The 20,824-nt window shown below is 72.3% G+C and carries 19 protein-coding genes; 11 read left to right on the forward strand and 8 right to left on the reverse strand.

Annotated features, from left to right (window positions below; translation table 11 throughout):
• The first annotated feature begins 2 nt into the window (after positions 1-2).
• The gene (locus tag J5X75_RS40225) at positions 3-647 is read left to right on the forward strand and encodes a response regulator (RefSeq protein WP_208472978.1); all 645 of its coding nucleotides are present in this window, start codon (positions 3-5) and stop codon (positions 645-647) included.
• Between the two features lie 71 nt (positions 648-718).
• A complete protein-coding gene (locus tag J5X75_RS40230; RefSeq protein WP_208472979.1) occupies positions 719-2,917 on the forward strand; it encodes an MMPL family transporter in 2,199 nt (732 codons plus the stop codon).
• Here J5X75_RS40230 and crcB read toward each other — a convergent pair.
• Positions 2,910-3,269 carry a fluoride efflux transporter CrcB gene (gene crcB / locus J5X75_RS40235; RefSeq protein ID WP_208472980.1) on the reverse strand — a complete coding sequence of 120 codons (360 nt, stop codon included), beginning with the start codon at positions 3,267-3,269 and terminating at the stop codon, positions 2,910-2,912. The two genes, J5X75_RS40230 and crcB, sit on opposite strands and share 8 nt — an antisense overlap.
• Positions 3,266-3,613, reverse strand: coding sequence for a FluC/FEX family fluoride channel (locus J5X75_RS40240; protein WP_208472981.1), 348 nt, complete (start codon positions 3,611-3,613; stop codon positions 3,266-3,268). Before J5X75_RS40240 ends, crcB begins: the two co-directional genes overlap by 4 nt.
• A gap of 253 nt (positions 3,614-3,866) precedes the next feature.
• Here J5X75_RS40240 and J5X75_RS40245 point away from each other — a divergent pair, with 253 nt between their 5' ends.
• On the forward strand, positions 3,867-4,694 hold the full coding sequence (locus J5X75_RS40245; RefSeq protein WP_208472999.1) for a hypothetical protein: 828 nt from the start codon (positions 3,867-3,869) through the stop codon (positions 4,692-4,694).
• The gene (locus J5X75_RS40250) at positions 4,694-6,409 is read left to right on the forward strand and encodes an amino acid adenylation domain-containing protein (protein WP_208472982.1); all 1,716 of its coding nucleotides are present in this window, start codon (positions 4,694-4,696) and stop codon (positions 6,407-6,409) included. Before J5X75_RS40245 ends, J5X75_RS40250 begins: the two co-directional genes overlap by 1 nt.
• On the opposite strand, the gene pseI is transcribed toward J5X75_RS40250, so the two are convergent.
• The 4 genes from pseI to J5X75_RS40270 all read right to left on the reverse strand — a co-directional run bounded on the left by pseI (position 6,390) and on the right by J5X75_RS40270 (position 11,354).
• Complete coding sequence (gene pseI / locus J5X75_RS40255) at positions 6,390-7,406, reverse strand: pseudaminic acid synthase (protein WP_208472983.1); 1,017 nt, start codon at positions 7,404-7,406, stop codon at positions 6,390-6,392. The genes J5X75_RS40250 and pseI overlap by 20 nt on opposite strands.
• Complete coding sequence (locus tag J5X75_RS40260; RefSeq protein WP_208472984.1) at positions 7,403-7,861, reverse strand: GNAT family N-acetyltransferase; 459 nt, start codon at positions 7,859-7,861, stop codon at positions 7,403-7,405. Before J5X75_RS40260 ends, pseI begins: the two co-directional genes overlap by 4 nt.
• On the reverse strand, positions 7,858-8,919 hold the full coding sequence (locus J5X75_RS40265; RefSeq protein ID WP_208472985.1) for a glycosyltransferase family 2 protein: 1,062 nt from the start codon (positions 8,917-8,919) through the stop codon (positions 7,858-7,860). The genes J5X75_RS40260 and J5X75_RS40265 overlap by 4 nt, the downstream gene beginning before the upstream one ends.
• A 185-nt stretch (positions 8,920-9,104) precedes the next feature.
• Complete coding sequence (locus J5X75_RS40270; protein WP_307798583.1) at positions 9,105-11,354, reverse strand: putative bifunctional diguanylate cyclase/phosphodiesterase; 2,250 nt, start codon at positions 11,352-11,354, stop codon at positions 9,105-9,107.
• Positions 11,355-11,493: 139 nt separating this feature from the next.
• Here J5X75_RS40270 and J5X75_RS40275 point away from each other — a divergent pair, with 139 nt between their 5' ends.
• Positions 11,494-13,086: an APC family permease gene (locus tag J5X75_RS40275; RefSeq protein WP_307798584.1), complete on the forward strand. Its 1,593-nt coding sequence runs from the start codon at positions 11,494-11,496 to the stop codon at positions 13,084-13,086.
• Here the strand turns inward: J5X75_RS40275 and J5X75_RS40280 are convergent.
• On the reverse strand, positions 13,055-13,558 hold the full coding sequence (locus J5X75_RS40280) for a hypothetical protein (RefSeq protein ID WP_183225273.1): 504 nt from the start codon (positions 13,556-13,558) through the stop codon (positions 13,055-13,057). The genes J5X75_RS40275 and J5X75_RS40280 overlap by 32 nt on opposite strands.
• Positions 13,559-13,753: 195 nt before the next feature.
• Here J5X75_RS40280 and J5X75_RS40285 point away from each other — a divergent pair, with 195 nt between their 5' ends.
• From J5X75_RS40285 to J5X75_RS40310, 6 genes are all read left to right on the forward strand, one after another.
• Positions 13,754-15,331, forward strand: coding sequence for an alpha/beta hydrolase (locus J5X75_RS40285; protein WP_208472986.1), 1,578 nt, complete (start codon positions 13,754-13,756; stop codon positions 15,329-15,331).
• 250 nt (positions 15,332-15,581) lie between these two features.
• Complete coding sequence (locus tag J5X75_RS40290; RefSeq protein WP_208473002.1) at positions 15,582-16,169, forward strand: TMEM165/GDT1 family protein; 588 nt, start codon at positions 15,582-15,584, stop codon at positions 16,167-16,169.
• A gap of 8 nt (positions 16,170-16,177) precedes the next feature.
• Positions 16,178-17,089 (forward strand): cyclase family protein, encoded by a 912-nt coding sequence (locus J5X75_RS40295; protein WP_208472987.1) that lies wholly within the window; start codon positions 16,178-16,180, stop codon positions 17,087-17,089.
• A complete protein-coding gene (locus J5X75_RS40300; protein ID WP_208472988.1) occupies positions 17,086-18,111 on the forward strand; it encodes a tetratricopeptide repeat protein in 1,026 nt (341 codons plus the stop codon). The genes J5X75_RS40295 and J5X75_RS40300 overlap by 4 nt, the downstream gene beginning before the upstream one ends.
• Before the next feature lie 121 nt (positions 18,112-18,232).
• Positions 18,233-18,955: a tetratricopeptide repeat protein gene (locus tag J5X75_RS40305; RefSeq protein ID WP_307798586.1), complete on the forward strand. Its 723-nt coding sequence runs from the start codon at positions 18,233-18,235 to the stop codon at positions 18,953-18,955.
• 39 nt (positions 18,956-18,994) lie between these two features.
• Positions 18,995-19,708 (forward strand): LamG-like jellyroll fold domain-containing protein, encoded by a 714-nt coding sequence (locus J5X75_RS40310; RefSeq protein WP_208472989.1) that lies wholly within the window; start codon positions 18,995-18,997, stop codon positions 19,706-19,708.
• Here the strand turns inward: J5X75_RS40310 and J5X75_RS40315 are convergent.
• Complete coding sequence (locus J5X75_RS40315; RefSeq protein WP_208472990.1) at positions 19,698-20,816, reverse strand: glycoside hydrolase family 18 protein; 1,119 nt, start codon at positions 20,814-20,816, stop codon at positions 19,698-19,700. The two genes, J5X75_RS40310 and J5X75_RS40315, sit on opposite strands and share 11 nt — an antisense overlap.
• Positions 20,817-20,824: the final 8 nt, after the last annotated feature.

The following is a 20,824-nucleotide window of genomic DNA, read 5'->3' on the forward strand; positions in this document are numbered from 1 at the left end:
GCATGCGTGTGGTGATTGCCGATGACGCCGTGCTGTTGCGAGAGGGCCTGATCCGCCTCGTCGAGGAGAACGGTCACACCGTCGTCGCGGCCGTCGGTGACGGGCCCGCCCTGGTCGAGGCGATCAAGGAACACCGTCCGGACGTCTCCATCGTGGACGTCCGGATGCCGCCGTCGCACACCGACGAGGGGCTGCGCGCCGCCGTGGAGGCGCGGACCGCGGTGCCGGGCAGCCCGATCCTCGTGCTCTCGCAGTACGTCGAGGTCTCGTACGCCGACGATCTCCTGGCCGACCGCCGTGGCGCGGTCGGCTATCTGCTGAAGGACCGGGTCTCCCTGGTGGGCGACTTCCTCGACGCCCTGGACCGGGTGGCCGGCGGCGGCACCGTGCTGGACCCGGAGGTGGTGGCCCAGCTGCTGGTTCGGCGCCGGCGCGACGACCCGATGCGCAGCCTCACCCCGCGCGAGCGTGAGGTGCTGAGCCGGATGGCCGAGGGCATGTCGAACACCGCGATCGCCCGCACGCTGGTGGTCACCGACGGCGCGGTGGAGAAGCACGTCCGCAACATCTTCACGAAGCTGAGCCTGCACCAGGACGAGGAGCAGCACCGCCGGGTCCTGGCGGTGCTGGCCTACCTCCAGGCGTAGGGCTAGCCCTACCCCGGATCCGGGTGGCCGCCATATCGTCCGGCCACTGCGGAATCCATAGCGTTCTCGCCATGGAGACCAGGGAAGACGTCAAGGGAATCGCGGCTCGTGCCGCGATCTGGAGCGCCCGCCATCGGGTGCTCGCGATACTCGGCTGGATCGCGTTCGTGGCCGCCACCGTCGTTCTCAGCGGCATGATCGGCACGAAGCAGGCGGACGAGGGCACGGCCGGGCACGGGGACTCCGGCGACGCCGACCGGATCGTCGCGGCGGCCGGGTTCCCGGAGCAGCCGGCCGGCGAGATGGTGCTGATCCAGAACCGGGCCGAGTCGAACCGGACGGCGGCCACCGCCGAGATCACCGAGGTTCTGAGCGCGACCGCCGGCGTCACCGGCGTGCAGGAGCCGATCCAGTCGGCGGACGGCCGGTCGACGCTGATCAGTTTCAGCATCACCGGTGACCCCGAGACCGCGGCGGAGCGGGTCGGTCCGGCCCTGGACGCGGTGGCGCGGGTGCAGAGCGCCCACCCCGGCCTCCTCATCGCCGAGGCCGGCTCGGCGAGCGCCGACCGCCTGGTCGACGAGGAGCTGACGGGTGGCCTGAACCGGCTGGGGATGCTCTCCATCCCGGTGACGCTGGGCATCCTGCTGGTCGCCTTCGGCGCGGTGGTCGCCTCGTTCCTCCCGGTCCTCCTGGCGATCATGTCGGTGGTCGCCGCGATCGGCCTGATGGCGGCCGCCAGCCGGTATGCGCCGGCGGTCGACGAGACGACGCACGTGATGCTGCTGATCGGCCTGGCCGTCGGCGTCGACTACTGCCTGTTCTACATCCGCCGGGAACGCGACGAGCGCCGCCGGGGCGCCGACCCGCACCGGGCACTGATGATCGCGGCGCAGACCTCGGGCCGGTCGATCTGGGTCTCCGGGCTCACCGTCATGATCGCCATGGCCGGCATGTTCTTCACCCAGGACGTCGTCTTCGTCAGTTTCGCCACCGGCACCATCCTGGTGGTGGCCACGGCCGTGCTCGGCTCGCTGACCGTGCTGCCCGCCCTGCTCTCCCTGCTCGGCGACCGGGTCGACGCCCTCAAGATTCCCGGCCTGTACCGGCGGAACAGCGACGGCCGGGTCTGGAACGCGCTGCTCGACGTCGTACTCGCCAAGCCGTTGATCTCCGCTGTCGTCGCCGTCGCGGCGCTCGGCGCACTGGCCTACCCCGCCCTCGATCTGAAGACCCGGGGCCAGGCCATCCAGGACGTCTCGCCGGACGCCCCGGTCGTGCAGACGTTCCTCGCCATCGGCGAGTCGTTCCCCAGCAAGACCACCCCGGCACAGATCGTGGTCAAGGACGACTCGGTCGAGACCGCGGAGTTCGAGAAGGCGCTGGCCGCGCTGGAGGCCGCGGTCCGGGACAGCGGCGGGAAGCTGGCCGAGCCGGTCGGTGTCGAGGTCAACCCGGCCGGGAACGTCGCGGTGGTCTCGGTCGGCCTGGCCGGTAAGGAGAGCGACAGCGTCGCCGTCGACGCGCTGAACCTGCTCCGTGACCAGGTCGTGCCGGACACCTTCGGCCGGATCGACGGTGCCACGGCGCTGGTCACCGGGTCCACCGCGGGCGGCGTCGACTACAACGAGCAGCTGGACAAGACGCTGCCGCTGGTCTTCGCGTTCGTCCTGGGGCTGGCGTTCCTGCTGCTGCTGGTGTCGTTCCGGTCGGTCGTGGTGGCGGTCACCGGGCTGCTGCTGAACCTGCTGTCGGTCGCGGCCTGCTACGGCATGCTGGTCTACGTCTTCCAGTACGGGCACTTCGAGGAGCGGCTCGGCTTCGTCTCCGGCGGGGGCATCACCAACTGGATCCCGATGTTCCTCTTCGTCATCCTGTTCGGGCTGTCGATGGACTACCACGTCTTCGTGGTCAGCCGGATCCGCGAGGGCCACGACCGCGGCCTGTCGACGCGGGACGCCGTCCGCGAGGGCATCGGCCGGACCGCCGGCGTGATCACCAGCGCGGCCGTGGTGATGGTCGCGGTGTTCGCCCTGTTCGCCACGCTGCCGCTGACCGCCACCAAGGAGCTGGGCATCGGCCTGGCCGCCTCGGTCCTGCTGGACGCCACGATCATCCGGGCGGTCCTGCTGCCCTCGGTGATGGCGCTGCTCGGCCGGGCGAACTGGTGGCTGCCGAAGTGGCTGGGCTGGCTGCCGGAGGTGGCCCACGAGCCGCCCGCGCAGCCGGACGAGCCGCGGATCGAGCGGGAGCTCACCCCGGTCAGCTGACCGCCTGAGCGAGGGCGCCGCCGAGCACGGCGGCGCCCGTTCCGGCCCCGATGCTGAGCAGGGCGTATCCGGCCGCGGCCGCGATCTCGGAGCGCCGGGTCAGCGTCAGGATCTCCCAGCTGAAGGTCGAGTACGTGGTGAGCGCCCCGCAGAACCCGGTGCCGAGCAGCGCCACCGCGCCGGCCGGGAGCGGCAGCCCGAGCACCAGGCCGAGGACGAACGAACCGGTGACGTTCACGGTGAGGGTGCCCCACGGGAAGGCCGCCCCGAACCGGTTCCGCAGCATCAGGTCGGTCAGGTAGCGCAGCGGCGCGCCGACCGCGGCACCGAGGGCCACCAGCAGGACCGTCATCGGGCGGCCAGGGCGCTTCCGGCCGCGACCGCCGCCACCGCGCCGGCCAGGGTGGCCGCCGGATAGATCAGCCCGGCCTGGGACGTCTCGACGACCGCCGTGGAGAAGGTGGTGTAGCCGCCGAGGAACCCGGTGCCGAGGAACAGCCGGGGCAGGCGCGGCTCGACCCGGCTGTAGAGCACCCCGATCAGGAAACAGCCGGTCACGTTGACCAGCCAGGTGGACCAGGGGAAACCGTGCGGCGCGGTCGGCCACGCGGTGGCGATGCCGTAGCGGGCCAGGGCGCCGAGCGCGCCACCGGCGGCGACGGCGGTGAGGCTGGCGCGGTTCAGGTAGGGGCCCATCTCCTGGGACGCTATCCCATCGGAAGTGCGGCGGCCGGGGGGACGTGGCGGCGTCCACCCCGGCCTGGATCCACTGTAGATCAACATGGCCCCGCGAGGGCAGGTGACCCCGGGACGGGACGGGCGCCTGAATTCTGCGGGGACGGCCGGTGAACTGTGGCGCGAGAATCGGTAGAACAGCCATAAAGTGGTGCGATCAGCCCCGGTATCGGCTGATAACGTGCGGCTCCGTACGCGGACGGAGCGGACCGACATGCACCACGCCAACCATCACTACGGCCACTCGCACATCCTGGCCCGCTACTGCGGGATGCCCGAGCCGGCGCATCCGCCCCGGATCCACGGCTACCTCCAGCACGGCTGGAACATCGGCGACGGCCTGGCCCCCGGTACGCCGTACGTGACCGGCTCCCGGCTGCTCGTCTGGTCCGCGGAGACCCGGCGGCGGTCCTGGTCGCAGGGCCGGCGCAACGTGATCGTGGTGGGCGCCCCGTTCGCGTACCTGGTGGAGATGACGCCGGCCGGCGACGAACCCGGCGAGGGGACGATCTTCTACCCCTTCCACGGCTGGGAGGGGCAGCAGGTCCACGGCGACCACCAGCGCCTCATCGACGAGGTGCGGGCGACCGAGACCGGCCCGGTCACCGCCTGCCTGTACTGGAACGAGTACCGGATGGGCGCGGTACGCCGGCTCTACGAGCGGGCCGGGTTCCGGGTGATCTGCCACGGCTACCGGGGCTTCTGGTGGCGCGACCACGACCGGGACTTCCTGGTCAAACAGCTCGCCGAGCTGCGGCGGCACCGGCGGGTGGTCTCCAACCGGTTGTGCAGCGCCATCTGGTACGGCCTGCTGGCCGGCCGGGAGGCGGCGGTCTACGGCGACCCGATGGTGCTCGACAACGCCGACATGACGTTCGGCGGGGAGCCGCGGCTGCACCGCCAATGGGCCGACCTGTACGGCCGGGAGACCGACTTCGCCACCTGCCACCGGCTCGCCCGGGCGCAGCTGGGCGCCGACGAACTGGCCGGACCCGAGGAACTGCGCAAGCTCCTGGGCTGGTCGAAGAAGGGGTACGTCTGATGCCGGACCGTCCGGACACGGCCGCCGCGCCGGCCGCACCACCGCTGACCAATCTGACGCGGGTGGGCGGTGAGATGTTCAGCTGGACCGAGCCGGTCGCGCGCGACAACCCGCTGCTCACCCATCTGAGCGTCGAACTGGCCGGCCCCGGCGGGACCGTCCTGGTCGCCGGCCCGCACCCGGACGGGCTGGTCACCGCGCTGACCACGGGCGGTGCCGAGGTGACCTGGCTGCTGCGCTCGCTCACCGACGCCGAACAGGCCGCCCGCGCCCATCCCGCCGTGACCGTGCTGGCCGGGGCGCTCGGCAAGGCCGACCTGACCGCCGGGTACGACCTGGTGGTCGCCACCGACGGCATCCAGCGGCTCAACTCGGCCGAGGGAGACCAGCTCCCGGCCGCCGAACTGCTCGACCGTCTGGCCCGAGCAGTACGCCCGGGTGGCGCCCTGATCCTCCTGCACGACAACCGGCTCGGGGCGCATCACACGGTGCGGCTGGACCCGGGTGCCGGGCACCGTGACGACGCCGCCTGGCACCCGGCCGAGGCGATGGACGGCCCGGCCGCCCGCCCCCAGCTCACCGCGGCCCTGACCGGGTCCGGCCTGGAGATCGGCACGGCGTATGCCGCTTTTCCGGAACCGGGCGCGCCGACCGTACTGATCGGTGGGGAAACCCTCGGTGACGTCGCGTCGCCGCTGCGACCCTGGCTGCGCACCGTGCTGGCGCGGGCCTACACCACGGCCTTCCGCGGCCGTCCGGTGCTCAGTGACCCACGCCGGTTGATCGATCGGGCGCTGCGGGCCGGTGCGGAGGACACCGTGGCCGGCGGGTGGCTGGTCATCGCGCACGCGCCCGGTGATCGCGACCGGCCGGCGCGGCGGCCCGATGTCCTGGTCGGCGATCAGCACGGCATCCGCACGCCGGATGCGGCGATCCGGACCGGTCCGGCTCCCCGCGAGCCGTACGGGCTGCGCCGTGCCGAGCTGGTGCGGCCGGCCGCCGGCTACCCGTTGGAGGAGCGGCTGCTCGACCTCTGCGCGGCGGCCGACGTGCGGCGGCTACGACAGGAGATCGCCCAGTACGAGGCCTGGCTGGCCGGACAGTCCCGGGACGGCCTGATCGACGGCCCGGCCGCGCTGGCCGATCTCTCCGATCTCGGTGTCACCCCGGACGGCCCGGTGGTGCTGTCCGCGCGCTGGGCGCCGGCCGAGCCGATTCCCGCCCAGACCGCGCTGGTCCGGGCGCTCTGGCAGTTCGCGGTCCGTCTGGTCACCTGGGCCCGCCCGCACCCGTGGCCGCTCACCGCGAGCGCGGCCGACCTGGCGGCGATCCTGACCGGCATGGCCGGGCGCAGCGTGACCGAGGAGGATTTCCGCGCGGCCGTGGACCTCCAGGTGACGGTCGACGCCGCCGAGTTCGGGCTGCGCCCGGCCGAGCGGCGGGCACACCGGCTCGCCCTGCTCGCCGTGCAGCCGGGCACCGCGCCGCTGGACGTGGCGGGCTACCACGAGCTGACCGAGGCGCTCTGGCGGCAGCGTTACCAGGCGAGCCACCTGCTGGCGATGATGGAGTGGACCGAGCAGATCATCGCCTCCCGGGACGCCCAGCTCAGCCGGATGGAGTGGGAGCTGCGGTTCCACCGCAGCCGGGTGTCCGGGAGGGCGCTGATGGCCGCGAAACGCGCCTACCGGATGATCAGATCAGGTCCCAGGTGAGCGGGGTGCCCTTGGCCGCGCCGACGGTGAAGGTGCGGCCGAGCACCGTCCCGATCAGGTCGGGTTCGAGCCCGCCGGTGGGCCGGATCGACCGCACGTTCTGCTCGGTGACCGGGTCGCCCGCCCGGACGTCGGTGACCACGTAGAGGGAGCGCCGGAACCGCAGGCTCTCCCGCTCCGCCTCGGTCGGGCCGATGGCCGTGGTGCCCAGCGCCTGCCAGGCCCGCTCCGACTCGGTGACCAGCAGCCGCAGCTCGTCCCGGTCGAGGGAGAACGCCGCGTCCACGCCGCCGTCGGCCCGGTCCAGGGTGAAGTGCTTCTCGATCAGCACGGCGCCGTACGCCACCGCGGCGATCGGCACCCCGATGCCCATGGTGTGGTCGCTCAGCCCGATCGGCAGCCGCAGCGCCCCGGCCAGCACCGGGATGCGCCGCAGGTTGGTCTCCTCGGGCGGCGCCGGGTAGGAGGCGGTGCAGCTCAGCACGGTGATGTCGGTGGCGCCGGCGCCCTGGGCGGCCTCGACCGCGGCGGTGATCTCGCGCAGCGTCGCCATGCCGGTGGAGATGATGACCGGCTTGCCGGTCGAGGCGGCCAGCCGGATCAGCGGCAGGTCGGTGATCTCCGAGGACGCGATCTTGTACATCGGCGCGTCCAGCTTCTCCAGCAACTCGACGGCGGTCCGGTCGAACGGGCTGGAGAACGGCGTGATGCCTCGCTCCCGGGCCCGCTCGAAGATCGGCGCGTGCCAGTCCCACGGGGTGTGTGCCCGCTCGAAGAGCTGGTAGAGGTGCTCGCCACCCCACAGGCCGTGGCCCGCGGAGATCTGGAAGCGCGGGTGCCTGACGTCCACGGTCATGGTGTCCGCGGTGTACGTCTGGATCTTGATGGCGTCGGCGCCGGCCTCGGCCGCGGCGTCCACCAGGGCCAGGGCCCGCTCCAGCGAACCGTTGTGGTTGCCCGACATCTCCGCCACGATGTATGGCTTCCTGCTGCTCATCTGCTTCTCTCCGTCCAGACGACGGTCTTCGGCACGCCGTCGACCAGCCGTTCGTATCTGCGTGTCTCGCGGAACCCGAATCGCCGGTGCAGGGCGAGGACCTGCTTGTTGTCGGCGAGCGTCTCGCCGCCCAGGGTCGCCAGGCCGAGGGTGCCGAAGGCGTACTCGACGGCCTCCCTCTCCAGCCGCATCCACGCCGGCAGCAGGCGCGGGCCGAGCCCCTCCACGTCGAGGTAGAACGACCAGGCGGAGCCGTTGAAGATCACTACGCCGGCCGGGACGCCGTCCTCCTCGTAGATCAGGACGTCACCGCCGCGCCGGGCCCACCAGGCGGCGTGCTCGGCCGGCCGGATCTCGTGCGTGGTCAGGCTGACGGCGCGGACCGAAGGGTGGTTGCGCCAGGGCAGGACCAGGTCACGGTCGGTGTCACGGGCGGGTCGAAGCACGGGAGTCAACGTAGGGAGGCGCTCTGGACCGCCCGTGGCGGCGCGGGGACCTCCGGGGAAACCGCGGGTGTCCGTTCCGTGGGCCGGCGGCGCAGTCCGGCCACCCGGTAGCCGGTGCGCAGGGCGGCGTACATGGTGTAGCTGTTCGCCGCCACGAGCCGGTGCTTGAGACCCGGGGTGCCGGCCGGCGGCAGGTAACCGGCCGGGCGGTGCCGCCGGTAGAGCGCCGCGATCCGCCGGAAGTAGGCACGGCGCCGGGACGGGTGCACCCGGCTCTCGTTCCCGGCGACCACCAGCAGGTGGCTGATCATCAGGCTGAACATGCGGACCCGGAGCGCGGGCGCGACACCGGCCGCGGCCAGCCACGCGTGCAGCCGGTCCCACTGCTCGAACGCCTCGAAGTGCCGGTCGCTGCGGGTCGCCGTGATCGCGCCGAACCGGCCGACCCGGTAGTGGTAGCAGACCCGGTTCAGCACGTCGAGACGCTCGGCGGCGATCAGGACCGGGTTGCTGAACGGGACGTCCTCGTACCACCCGGCCGGGAAGCGCAGCTCGTGCTCGGCCAGGAACTCCCGGCGCATCACCCGGTTCCAGGCGGTGTGCTGCACGCCGAGCAGCCGCGCGAGGTCCACCGGCCCGGCCAGCAGCGGCGAGCTGGCGTCGGTCTGCAACCGGCCGTTCTCGTGCACCCGCAGGTGGTCGACGAGCAGCACGTCCGGCTCGGTCTCGCGCAGACGCTCCAGCACGGCCCGGACCGAGCCGGACGGCAGCCAGTCGTCGCTGTCCACGAACCACACGTACGCGCCGCGCGCCTCGGCCAGCCCGGCGTTGCGGGCCGGGCCCAGCCCGACGTTGCCGGGCAGATGCAGGACCCGCAGGTCACCGTGGCGGGCGGCGTACCCGTCCAGCATCGCCCCGCAGGCGTCCGGCGAGGCGTCGTCCACGGCGATGACCTCGACCAGGGCGTTCTCCTCCGCGGTCAGGCCGGCGCGGAGCGACTCGAGACACTGGTAGAGGTAGCCCTCGACCGCGTAGACCGGCACTACGACGGTCAGCAGAACATCCATGCCGCCCACGGTCTGCCCCGGACGTGAAGTCCAGGGGAACGCCGGTTGGCTGTTCGCTACAAACCAATCAACAAACCTTTACCGGTACGGGCTACGCGTACCCGCCGTACCAGACCCGCGAGGCCACCGCGACTCGCGCCCGGCGCCGCGCCCGCCGGGCGTAGAGTGCGTGGTCACCCGCCCGCTCACGCGGACGGGGGAAACAGCAGCTCCTGCATGGCGTCGGTGGTCAGCGGCTCGGCGAAGTAGTAGCCCTGGCCGAGTTCACAGTTGCCGTCCGCCAGTTCGCTGAGCTGGCCGGCGTCCTCGATGCCCTCGGCGACCGTGGACAGCTGCAGCGCCTGGCCGAGCTGGATGATGCCGTGGGTGAGCGCCGCGGCGGCCGGCACGTCGCCGACGTCGTCCACGAAAGACTTGTCGATCTTGATGATGTCGACCGGGAAGCGCCGCAGGTAGGCCAGTGACGAATAGCCGGTGCCGAAGTCGTCGATCGCCAGCCGCACGCCCAGATCCTTGATCGTCTGGAGCCGTTCCACGATCTCCGCGCGATGATCCACGAGCAGTGACTCGGTCAGCTCGATGATCAGGTGGTGCGGCGGCAGCCCACTGTCGGCCAGCGCCGACGACACCAGGTCGGGCAGATCGGGGCGGTCCAGCTGGACGGCCGACAGGTTCACGCTCACGGTGAGCGGCGCGTTCGTGCCGCGCTGCGCGTTCCAGCGGGCCGCCTGCCGGCACGCCTCCCGCAGCACCCACTCGCCGATCGGGACGATCATCCCGGTCTCCTCGGCCAGCGGGATGAAGGCCAGCGGCGGGATCATCCCGTGCAGCGGGTGCTGCCAGCGGACCAGCGCCTCCAGGCCGGAGATCTCCCGGGTCGCCAACCGCACGATCGGCTGGAACCGCAGCTGGAACTCGTGCCGCAGCACGGCCCGGCGCAGGTCGGCCTCCATCTCCAGGTGGCGCTGGAAGGACTCGCGGATGGCCGGGTCGAAGACGGCGTACTGGTCCTTGCCCTTCTTCTTGGCCTCGAACAGGGCCAGGTCGCCGCGGACCATCAGCTCCTGGGCGTCGTGCGTGCCGGCCTCCCCGAAGGCGACACCGATGCTGCACGTCACGAACGTCTCCCGGCCGTCCAGGTCGAACGGCTCCCGCATCGCCGTGACGATCCGCCGGGCCACCGTCACGGCGGCGTCCGCGGCGGCGCCGTCCGGCAGCAGCACGGCGAACTCGTCACCGCCCAGCCGGGCCGCCGTGTCGTCGGTGCGCAGGCAGTCACGCAGGCGGTCGGCGACCATGACCAGCAAGCGGTCTCCGGCCTGGTGCCCGAGAGAGTCGTTTATGACCTTGAACCGGTCCAGGCCGATCAGCAACGTGGCGAGCCCGCCGGTACGGTCCGCGCCGAGCGCGTTCTCCATCCGGGTGACGAACAGCGAGCGGCTGGCCAGCCCGGTCAGCGCGTCGTGGAACGAGGCGTTCATCTCGTGCAGCGCCCGGGCGTCGGTGACGGCCAGGCTGGCGTGCTCGGCGAACGCCGACAGCACCTCCCGCGAGGTCTCGTCCCACTCCCGCCGCGCGGTGTGCGAGGCGGCGAACATGGCGCCCACCACGACGCCGTTCTCGTGCACCGGCACCGCCATCACGCTCTCGAGCCGCGCTCGGACCAGCTCCGGCACGGCGATCGGCGAGGTCGCGTAGTCGTCCACCGCGATCAGCTCGTCACCCATGATCGCCAGGCCGACGACGCCCAGCGTGGCGACCGGGATCCGCTGCATCCGGGACATCAGCTCGTCCGGGATGCCGGCGGCGGAGATCAGGCTCATCCGGCCCGGGTCGTCGCTCTCCAGCACGGTGAGCCCGGCGATGTCGACGTCGAGCAGCTCGGCGGCCGCTCCGGCGATCCGGTCCAGGATCCGGCTCAGCGGCTCGCGCTGCGCGATCGACCGTTGCACCGAGCTGAGCTCGTCGAACAGGCGTTGCCGGCGCTGCAACGAGTCGATCAGGCGGGCGTTCTCCGCGGACTGGCGGCGCTCGGTCTCGACCAGGTGCAGTGCCTGAAGACTCAGCTCCAGGACCCGGGCCATGCCGCGGAGCAGACAGACCTCCTCGTCGGTGAACGCGCCGGAGCGCCGGCCGATCACCAGCACGCCGGCGGACGAGCTGCCCAGCGGGGCCACCGCCAGGTGATAGCGGACGTCGCCGGCCCACATCGTGGACCGGCGACCCAGCAGGTGGTCGGCGGTCAGCGCGTGTACCGGGATCTCCTCGGCCGGCAGGCCGACGGCGGCGGTCACGCGGGAATCGACGGTCAGAACCGCGATATCGGCGCCGAGCGCACGCTGCGCGCACTCCACGGCGGCACGCTGTGCGGCGGCCTCGTCGGGCCGATCGGCTACGACGGCCAGGAAGTCCGTCAGTTGCTGGGTGGCGAGCACCTGGTTGCAGTCGGCGGGGCGTGGGCCCAGTTGAGGAAAACGCGCATGCGGTTCGGGGTTCGTGCCAATCTGGTCACGAACGGTCAGTGCGTCGATACGTACGGTTGTCAAAGCCGGGCGGGTGCGACTGAATGGACCCGTGGAGATCTCCGAGGAGGATCCGTCGCCGGGGCTGGCCGCCGGCCGGGTCGGCGCCGCTTCGATCGCCTTTCTCGGGCTGGCCGCGGCCGCCCCGATCGTCACCCTCGTCACCGTGGTTCCGGCCGTCCTGGCCGACGGCGCCGGGCCGCTCGTTCCCTGGTCGTTCGCCGCCGCCGGGCTCCTGCTCCTGTTCCTCTGCGGCGCCCAGTCCGCGATGATCCGGCGTCACCCGAGCGCCGGAGCGGCGTACTCGCAGGTGGTCAAGGGCCTCGGCCGGCCCGCCGGGGTGGCCGCCGCCTGGCTCGCGATCGCCGGTTACCACGCGATCCAGTTCGGTCTCTACGCCCTCGCCGGGGTGGCCGCCGCGCCGCTGGCGCAGAGCTTCCTCGGCCGTGACCTGCCGTGGTGGGCGGTGGCGGCGGCCTGCTGGGCGCTCGTCGCGCTCTGCGGCACCATGCGGATCGAGGTGGCGGCCGGGGTGATCGGCCTGTTCGCGGTCGCCCAGGTGGCCGTGCTCGCCGGGATCGGCGCGGCCAACGTGCTCCAGCCGTTCGGTGACCGGGTCACCGCCGGCTCCATCCGGATCACCGACTGGACCGTGCTGGACCGGCCGGCGATCGGGCTGCTGCTGGCCGTCGCGGTGCTGGCCTTCGCCGGTTTCGAGTCCACCGCGGTGTCGGCCGAGGAGGGCTTCCAGCCGCGCCGCAGCGCCGGGCTCGGCGGGTCTCTCGCGGTGCTGCTGATCGCCCTGCTGCTCGGCGGCCTCTCCTGGAGCATGCTGGTCGCCGCCGGGCCGGACCGCGCTGCCGTGGTGGCCGAGGTCCGCGGCGCCGACCTGCTCTTCGACCTGGCCGCCGACCGGCTCGCCCCGTGGGCTGTCACGCTGGGCCGGTTCATGCTGCTGGCCGGCGTGGTGGCGGCCGTGCTGGCACTGCACCAGGCGATCACCCGCTACCTGTTCGCGCTGGTCCGGGAACGGGTGCTCCCCGCCGTGCTGGGAAACGTCCGTCGCCGGACGGCCGCGCCGCGCGCCGCCTCGGTGACCCAGTCGCTGATCGCGGGGTCGACGCTGGCCGGCGCCTACCTGGCCGGCGCCGATCCGGGCCCGCGCACCGCCCGCTGGCTGATCGTCGGCGGCGTCCTGAGCATCCTGCTGGTGCTGCTGCTCGTGGCGGTGGCCGCGCTGCTGCACCTGAACCGGATCCCCGGCCCCGAGCGCGCCTGGGGCCGCTTCGTCGCGCCCGTTCTGTCCACAGTGTCCCTCGGAGTGGTCGCCGTCCTGGCGTTCCGCGACCTGCCCGCCCTGCTTGACATGCCGCCCGGATATCCGCTGGTCCGGGCGATCCCGGGGTGCCTGCTGGGCTGTGTGCTGCTGGCCGTCGGCCACGCGCTGCTGATGCGCGCGCTGCGCCCGGTCCGCTACGCGGGCATCGGCCTGGCCGGCGCGGCTGTCGTGATCACGCCGGCGAGCCCGCCGGCCCCGTCCGCCCCGCACGCCGAGCCGGCGGCGCCGAAGATCCCCCGGCAGCGCGATCCCGGCGCGCACCGGCCGGAGCGGGTCACGACCCGAAGAAGTCCTGGACCTGAGTGAGCGTCAGATAGCCCTGCGGCTCCAGCTCGCGCGGGATGGACGGCAGGCCCTTGGCCGTCACCGGCACCTCGCCGGCGTCCTCCGGCGGGGCCGACGGCGTGGGCGGCGGCGGCAGGTCGGGCAGCGCCAGCGCCTCGCGGATCAGCTCGAACATGGTGCGCACCTCGGTGGCCGCCCGCCGGACCAGCTCGTCGCGGGCGGTCCCGGCCGGCGGCAGCGCGCACGTGAAGTTGGCGCGCAGCCGGTCGTCGACGCGCCGCAGGTCGGCGCTGGGGCGCAGGTGGTCGAGCCGGCCCTCGGTGACGATGCCGAGTTCACAGTCGAGGAAGCCGGACCGGTGCCACCACTGCTGCCAACGCGGGTCCGCGTCCAGGGTCTGTACGGCATGTTGCAGCGCCAGCAGGTAGAACCGAGGCGCCTGTCCGTCCCGAGTCGCCGTCCCCAGCCGTGGGTGCAGCCAGAACTCGTCCATGGTTCGCAATAGTTGCAAACGGGGCGGCGGTCGGTAGGGATTCCGTGGTGGCGCGTCCGAGTGGATTGCGGAAGCGGATCACGATGAACGGGCTTATCGGAAAAATTACCTTAAGAGGTGGCGTCTCGGCGTGGGCGGGTGATAGGTGACCGACCTCCCACCAGCATGGGGGTGAATCGGACACAAGGGGCTGGTATGAGAAGAATCTGGGCGACCGCCACCGCGGTCGCGCTCGGTACGGTCGGTGCCACGGTCAGCGCGGTGCGGGCCGAACCGGCGCGCGTGGCGCCGGCGCCGATCGTGTGGAGCGCCTGCACCGACGCGACACTGAAGTCGCACGGCGCCGAATGCGGTCAGCTCTCCGTGCCGCTGGACTACGCGAAACCGGACGGCGTGAAGATCCAGATTGCCGTCTCGCGGATCAAGGCCACCGTGCCCAAGGACAAGTACCAGGGCGTCATCCTGGTGAACCCGGGCGGACCGGGCGGCGCCGGGCTGGGCATGGCGGCACTCGGCGAGCACGTGCCGAAGCAGGCCGGCAAGGCGTACGACTGGATCGGATTCGACCCGCGCGGGGTGGGCGCCAGCACGCCGAAGCTGACCTGCGACGACGGCTACACGGGTTACCGCCGGCCGGCCTACGTGCCCGGCACTCCGGCGGTGGAGAAGGCCTGGCACGCCCGGACCACGGCGTACGCGGCCGCCTGCGCCAAGGCCGGCGGCGCCCTGCTGGACCACATGAAGAGCGTGGACACGGTCCGCGACATCGAGAGCATCCGCACCGCGCTCGGGGTCGACAAGATCAGCTTCTACGGCTTCTCGTACGGCACCTACCTCGGGCAGGTCTACGCCACCAAGTATCCGGAGCGGGTGAACCGGATGGTCCTCGACGGCGTGGTCGACCCCACCCGGGTCTGGTACCGCTCCAACCTCGACCAGGACATCGCCTTCGACAAGGCGATCAAGGTGTACTTCGCCTGGCTCGCCAAGTACGACTCGGTCTACCACCTGGGCAAGACCGCCGCCGAGGTGGAGAAGACCTACTACGAGCAGCTCGCCGCGCTGACGGCCGAACCGGCCGGGGACATCGGCCCGGCCGAGCTGACCGACGTCTTCCTCCAGGCCGGCTACTACGTCTTCGGCTGGCAGGAGGTCGCCCGCGCGTTCTCCGACCTGGTCGCCAAGAAGGATCCGGCCGGTCTGAAGCGGCTCTACGACGAGGAGCACCCGCAGACCGCCGGGAACGACAACGGGTACGCCGTCTACCTGGCCGTGCAGTGCACCGACGTCGCCTGGCCGTCGGACTGGAAGAAGTGGGCGCGGGACAACTGGAAGGTGCACAAGAAGGCGCCGTTCGAGACCTGGGGCAACGCCTGGTACAACGCGCCCTGCCGGCACTGGGCCGGCGACACCGGCCGCCCGGTCGAGGTGGACGGCGCCAAGGCTCCGCCGATGCTGCTGATCAGCGAGACCCTGGACGCCGCCACGCCGTTCACCGGGGCCCTGCGCACCCGCAAGCTCTTCCCGCGGTCGGCTCTGGTCGAGGGCGTGGGCGGCACCACCCACGCCGGATCGCTGTTCGGCAGCGCCTGTATCGACAACGCGATCGCCGACTACCTGGCCACCGGCGCGCTGCCCGCGCGGGTCAAGGGGAACCGCTCCGACCAGCAGTGCGAGCCGATCGCCCAGCCCACGCCGCTGGCCGCCACCGGCAAGAGCGCCGTCGCGGTGAGCGAGCGCCTGCGGTTGCAGCGGATCATCGCGGGCCGCTGAGCGAACCGCCGGTCAGCGGTCCGGTGTCCTTCCTCACCGGGCCGCTGACCAGGACGTGAGCTATGCTCGACCGCGCGAAGGGGAGTAGCTCCCAATGTCGCGGTCGACATACTGATCCCGGTTCGCCGGGCTCCGGCCGCGCGGCCTCCGACGAGGCGAGCGAGACCTTCGACCAGGCCGTATTCATCGACGGCCGGGTCGAGGTCGCCCTGCGCCCAGAAACCCGGTCGTGATCACCGGGAGTGGAAAGTTGGAAGGTTTCCTCGCCGCGCTGGGCATCAGCTTCGCGGTCATCTTCGTCGCCGAGCTCGGCGACAAGTCACAGCTCATGGCGATGACGTTCGCCACCCGTTACCGCCCCGTCCCGGTGCTGATCGGCATCACCGTGGCGACCGCCGTGGTGCACCTGGTCTCGGTCGGCATCGGCTACGGGCTGGGCACCACCCTCCCGACCGGCTGGATCTCGCTGGTCGCCGGCATCGCCTTCCTCGCCTTCGGCGCCTGGACGCTGCGCGGCGACGTCCTCACCGACGAGGAGAAGAGCAAGGCCGAACGCTCCACCGGATCCGCCATCCTGGCCGTCGGCGGCGCCTTCTTCCTGGCCGAGCTGGGTGACAAGACCATGCTGGCGACCATCACCCTGGCCACCCAGCACGGCTGGTTCGGTACCTGGATCGGCTCCACGGTCGGCATGGTGGCGGCCGATGCGCTCGCCATTCTGGTCGGCCGCTATCTCGGGAAGCATCTGCCCGAAAAGGTCATCAAGTACGGAGCTGCCACACTCTTCGCTATCTTCGGCATCTGGTTGATCACCGAAGGCGTGATCGAGTTGCGATAGGGGGAGCCGTGCTGGATTACCGGGCCGAGTTCGACGCCGAGGTCGCTCTCGAAGGTGGGGGCGAGTTGCGGGCGCGCGGGTTCCGCCTGGACATTCCGCACGCCGACGTCACCGAGGTCGAGGTGACCGCGATGCTGGTGGCGGCGCTCGCCCCGCAGCGGGTGGAGCGGGCCGAGGTGCGCGGCATCCGGATCATCGCCGAACCGCACCCGCCGGCCGGCCGCCTGCCGGTCGAGCGGGTGCGACACGTCGATCTGAGCCACGTCGTCGAGGCCGGCCTGATCACCTTTCCCGGCCTGCCCGGCCCGGAGATCGTCCCGCACCTGACCCGGGAGGCGTCCCGGGGTGTCTACGCGCCCGGCACCGAGTTCTCCATCGAGCGGATCAGCATGGTCGGCAACACCGGCACGTACGTGGACAGCCCGTACCACCGCTACCCGGACGGCGCCGACCTGGCCGGCCTGCCGCTGGAGCGCCTTGCCGGGCTGCCCGCCGTGGTGGTCCGCGCGGTCGGCGGCGAGCGCGGGGTCACCGCCGAGATGCTCGCCGACGTCGCGGTGGCCGGGCGGGCGGTCCTGCTGCACACCGGCGGCGACCGGCACTGGGCCACCCCGGCGTACGCGACCGGCGCGCCCTTCCTGACCGCCGACGGCGCCCGGCTCCTGGTCGACCGGGGCGCCGCGCTGGTCGGCATCGACGCGGTCAACATCGACGACATGTCCCCGTCCACGTGCGGCGAGCGCCCCGCGCACACGCTGCTGCTGGCGGCCGGCATCCCGATCGTCGAGAACCTCACCAACCTGCGTGAGCTGCCGCCGTCCGGAGCCCGGTTCACCGCCGTGCCGCCGCGGATCGCCGCGTTCGGCACCTTCCCGGTCCGGGCCTTCGCCACCGTCCCGGTCGAGGACCCGCAGACGTGACCCGCGAACTGGACCTGGCCCGGATCCGGTTGAGCCGCGGTGAGCCGGCGGCCGCCGCCGAGCTGCTCGGCCCGCTGCTGGCCGCCGAACCGGACGATGTGACCGCCCTGGTGCTGATGACTCACGCCCAGCTCGCTCTGAAACGGCGCCACATCGCCGACGAGCTGGCCCGCCGTGCGGTCGAGCACGCCCCGGAGCGACCCGACGCGCTGGCCGCGCTCAGCCGGGTGCACACCGAACTCGGCCGGCACGACGAGGCGATCGCCGCCGCCCGGGCCGCCGCCGACCGGCAGCCGGAGAATCCGTACCGGTTCAACCTGCTGGCCTGGGCGCTGCTCGAGGAGGGCCGCCATCCGGTGGAGGCCGAGCACGCGGCCCGCGAGGCGATCCGGCTGGACCCGGAGGAGGCCGACTTCCGGATCACCTATGCCATGGTGATGAAGCAGTTGCACCGCACCGAACGGGCCCGGCAGGCGCTGCGGGACGCGCTCGGCCTGGCTCCGGACAACGCGGTGGCCCGGCACGAGCTGGCCGCCCTCGACGTGGCCGGCCACCGCCCGTTCGCGCTGACCCGGCTGGCCCGGGGCGCGTCCGGGCTGGTCGGCGCGCTGCGGGCGGACCCGCGCCAGGAGGCCAGCCGGTTCCTGCTGGACGTGGCGCTGCGCCAGTTCCTGGTCTACACCGCGATCATCCTGGTCCTGCTCGCCTTCCTGGGCTGGCGGACGGCCGGGTCGTCGGTGCTCGGCGCCCGGCTGGCGGCCGCCGCGGCGGTCCTGGTCCCGGCGGCCTACGCCGGCTACTTCGTGAGCCGTCTCGATCCGTCGCTGCGTGTCTACCTGCGCGACCTGGTCACCCACGGCCGCCAGCGGATCGCCGTCGCGGCGGCCGTGCTGGCGTTCGTGCTGCTGCTGGCCGCGCTGGTCGCCCCGGCCGCCTGGCTCGGCGGCCTGCTCGGCTCGGCCACCGCGGCCGGGTTCGTCGTCCGCCTGCTCACCGCCAAGGCGGGTACGGCCGACCGGTGACCACCCACTCACGCCCGGCGGGCGCGGCACGGTCCGGACCCGGCAGACGATCGCGGGGTACGGCGGTGCTGTGCACTCCCGTACCTCTAAAGATCTTCGGGTTTTTGCCGATTAGGGCGTCGTGATCACTGACCGCGAATCCGGAGCGGCGCTGACCTCCCCCAGCGACGCCCCCGCACTGGCCTTCGCCGATCCGGGTGACCTCGGGGTGGCGCGTGCCGCGGCCCTGTTCGAACACATGCAGCCGGAGAAGGCGGTCGAGCTGCTGGCGCCGGTGCTGGCGCAGCGGCCGGACTCGGCGCCCGGCTGGATCCTGATGGCCCGGCTCCGGCTGGCGCTCGATCAGGTGGATCCGGCGCTGGAGGCGGCGAACCGGGCCGTGGAGCTGGCGCCGGACGACCCGCGCCCGCTGGCCATCGCGAGCCGCGCGCTGACCCTACTGGGGCGGCACGAGGAGGCGATGAGCATGGCCTACCGCGCGGTCATCGTGGAGCCGAAGAACCCGCTGTGGCACGACCGGGTGGCGTGGGCGCTGGTCGCCGCCGACCGGCAGCTCGGTGACGCGGAGCAGGCGGCCCGTACGGCGGTCGGCCTCGACCCGGGCGAGGCGCACTACTACTTCACGCACGGCGTGACGCTGGCCGCGCTCGGGCACGTGGACCAGGCCCGGCAGGCGTTGCAGACGTCGTTGCGGCTGGAGCCGGAGAACCCGGTGGCCAAGCACCGTCTGGACGTGCTGAACGGCGAGGCCGTGCCGGTGGCGGAGAAGAAGAAGCGGGGCTGGCGGCTGTTCGGCCGCAAGGAGGAGAGCAAGCCGACGCGCCCGGAGGAGTTCCGTCCCTGACTAAGTGCACTATAACGGTATATAAGTATGATTTCGGGCATGCGATCTTGTTTGTCCGCTGTGATGCTGGCGTTCGCGACGCTCGTCGTGACCGCCGTGCCGGCGCATGCGAACGAGCCGTTGCTCATCGCCCACTACAGCTTCAACGCCCGGCCCGGCGCCCTCGCCGACGAATCGGGTAACGGGCACACCCTGCGGATGCTCTCCTTCCAGGGCGGCCGGGTCCGCGCCGTGGCGCACGGCGTCGGCGCCGCGCTCGCCTTCCCCGGCAAATGCACCCGGATCGTCTGCCCGCACGTCGTCCTCCAGAGCGGCACCTCGGCCGACCTCAACCCGGGCACCCGGGACATCGCCTTCGGCGCCGACGTGATGCTGTCACCCGGCCAGACCAGCCCCGGGCAGAACATCCTCCAGAAGGGCTACTCCACCCTGAGCAGCCAGTACAAGCTCCAGATCGACGGCGCCGCGGGCCACCCCAGCTGCGTGCTGGTCGACGAGCGGCAGCCCGGCATCCGGATCGCCCGCAGCATGGTCACCACCGCGGACGGCCGCTGGCACCGGGTGCGCTGCCAGCGGATCGGCACGTCCTTCTCGATCTACGTCGACAACGTGCTGCGGGGGCGGACCACCGTTCCGGCCGGGCTCAGCGTCTTCAACGATCAGCCGCTGCGCATCGGGTCGAAAGGCGCCTACCGGGACAACGACCAGTTCAACGGGGTGCTGGACAACGTCTGGGTACGGATCACCCGCTGAGCGCCCGCAGAAGCACGGCGTCGTCGGTGTCCCCGGACAGCTCCCAGGCGAACAGCCCGCCGAGTTCACGCTTGCGGGCGTACGCCACCTTGGCGGCGACCGTCTCCGGTGTGTCGTACGACCACCACTGGTCGCCACAGTCGGCGTAGGCGGTACCGCCCAGCGTCCCGGTCGGCGGGCACCGGCTCACCAGCATCCGGTAGTCCTCCAGCCCCCGGGCCGCACCGGTCCACCCCCGCCCGTAGAAGCCGACCCCGATCAGCAGCTTCCCGGCCGGCACCCCGGCCCGCAGCAGCTCGTCCACGGTCGCCGAGGTGGTGGCCGTCTCCCGGGGGATGCCGGGATAGGCCATGAGCGGCGAGTGCGGCGCGGACGTGCCGGGCCCGCTCCCGGCCGCTCCGAAGTAGTCGTAGGTCATGGCGCCCAGCCAGTCCGCCTGCCGGGCCGCCGACACGTAGTCGGTGGCCCGCAACCGGCCCACGTCACCCGGTGCCGCGGCGCTGATCAGCGCACCCGGCCCGAGTTCGGCACGCAGCGCCGACAGCACCCCGGCGAGCGCCGCCGGGCCACTGTCGTCGCAGGTCATGCCGCAGGCGTTCGGGTACTCCCAGTCGACGTCGATCCCGTCGAACAGCCCGGCCCAGCGCGGATCACCGAGCAGCCGCCGGCACGACGCGGCGAACCCCGCCGGATCCTTCGCCGCCTCGGTGAACCCGGCCGAACCGGTCCAGCCGCCGAACGACCACAGCAACCGGACGCCGGGATGCCGCTTCTTGAGCTTGCGCAGCTGACCGAAGGTGCCCCGCAGCGGGTCGCCCGCCGTGTCACCGACGCCGTCCACACTGTCCGCCGCGGTGACCGGGCGCTGATGGGCGGCCCACGCGTCACCCATCGCACAGCGGCCACCGGCCACCCGGCCGAACGCGTACGTCAGATGGGTGAGCCGCTCGGCCGCCAGATCCTTCACCCGGAAGCCACGCCCGTAGACGCTCCACTCGGTGAGGTAACCCACCACGACCAGCGGCTCCCGGTGCGGCATGGGCGCCGGCGGGTCACCGCACCCGGCGAGCAACAGGATCAGGAGCAAGAACGCCGACCGGAAGCGCATCGCCCCGA

Source organism: Actinoplanes flavus, from assembly GCF_017592555.1.
Lineage (GTDB): Bacteria > Actinomycetota > Actinomycetes > Mycobacteriales > Micromonosporaceae > Actinoplanes > Actinoplanes flavus.

Excerpts from the sequence above, each read along its gene's own strand:
- J5X75_RS40225 (WP_208472978.1), top strand. The coding sequence starts at position 3 with ATGCGTGTGGTGATTGCCGATGACGCCGTGCTGTTGCGAGAGGGCCTG.
- J5X75_RS40230 (WP_208472979.1), top strand. The coding sequence starts at position 719 with ATGGAGACCAGGGAAGACGTCAAGGGAATCGCGGCTCGTGCCGCGATC.
- crcB (WP_208472980.1), bottom strand. The coding sequence starts at position 3,269 with ATGACGGTCCTGCTGGTGGCCCTCGGTGCCGCGGTCGGCGCGCCGCTG.
- J5X75_RS40240 (WP_208472981.1), bottom strand. The coding sequence starts at position 3,613 with ATGGGCCCCTACCTGAACCGCGCCAGCCTCACCGCCGTCGCCGCCGGT.
- J5X75_RS40245 (WP_208472999.1), top strand. The coding sequence starts at position 3,867 with ATGCACCACGCCAACCATCACTACGGCCACTCGCACATCCTGGCCCGC.
- J5X75_RS40250 (WP_208472982.1), top strand. The coding sequence starts at position 4,694 with ATGCCGGACCGTCCGGACACGGCCGCCGCGCCGGCCGCACCACCGCTG.
- pseI (WP_208472983.1), bottom strand. The coding sequence starts at position 7,406 with ATGAGCAGCAGGAAGCCATACATCGTGGCGGAGATGTCGGGCAACCAC.
- J5X75_RS40265 (WP_208472985.1), bottom strand. The coding sequence starts at position 8,919 with ATGGATGTTCTGCTGACCGTCGTAGTGCCGGTCTACGCGGTCGAGGGC.
- J5X75_RS40280 (WP_183225273.1), bottom strand. The coding sequence starts at position 13,558 with ATGGACGAGTTCTGGCTGCACCCACGGCTGGGGACGGCGACTCGGGAC.
- J5X75_RS40285 (WP_208472986.1), top strand. The coding sequence starts at position 13,754 with ATGAGAAGAATCTGGGCGACCGCCACCGCGGTCGCGCTCGGTACGGTC.
- J5X75_RS40310 (WP_208472989.1), top strand. The coding sequence starts at position 18,995 with ATGCGATCTTGTTTGTCCGCTGTGATGCTGGCGTTCGCGACGCTCGTC.
- J5X75_RS40315 (WP_208472990.1), bottom strand. The coding sequence starts at position 20,816 with ATGCGCTTCCGGTCGGCGTTCTTGCTCCTGATCCTGTTGCTCGCCGGG.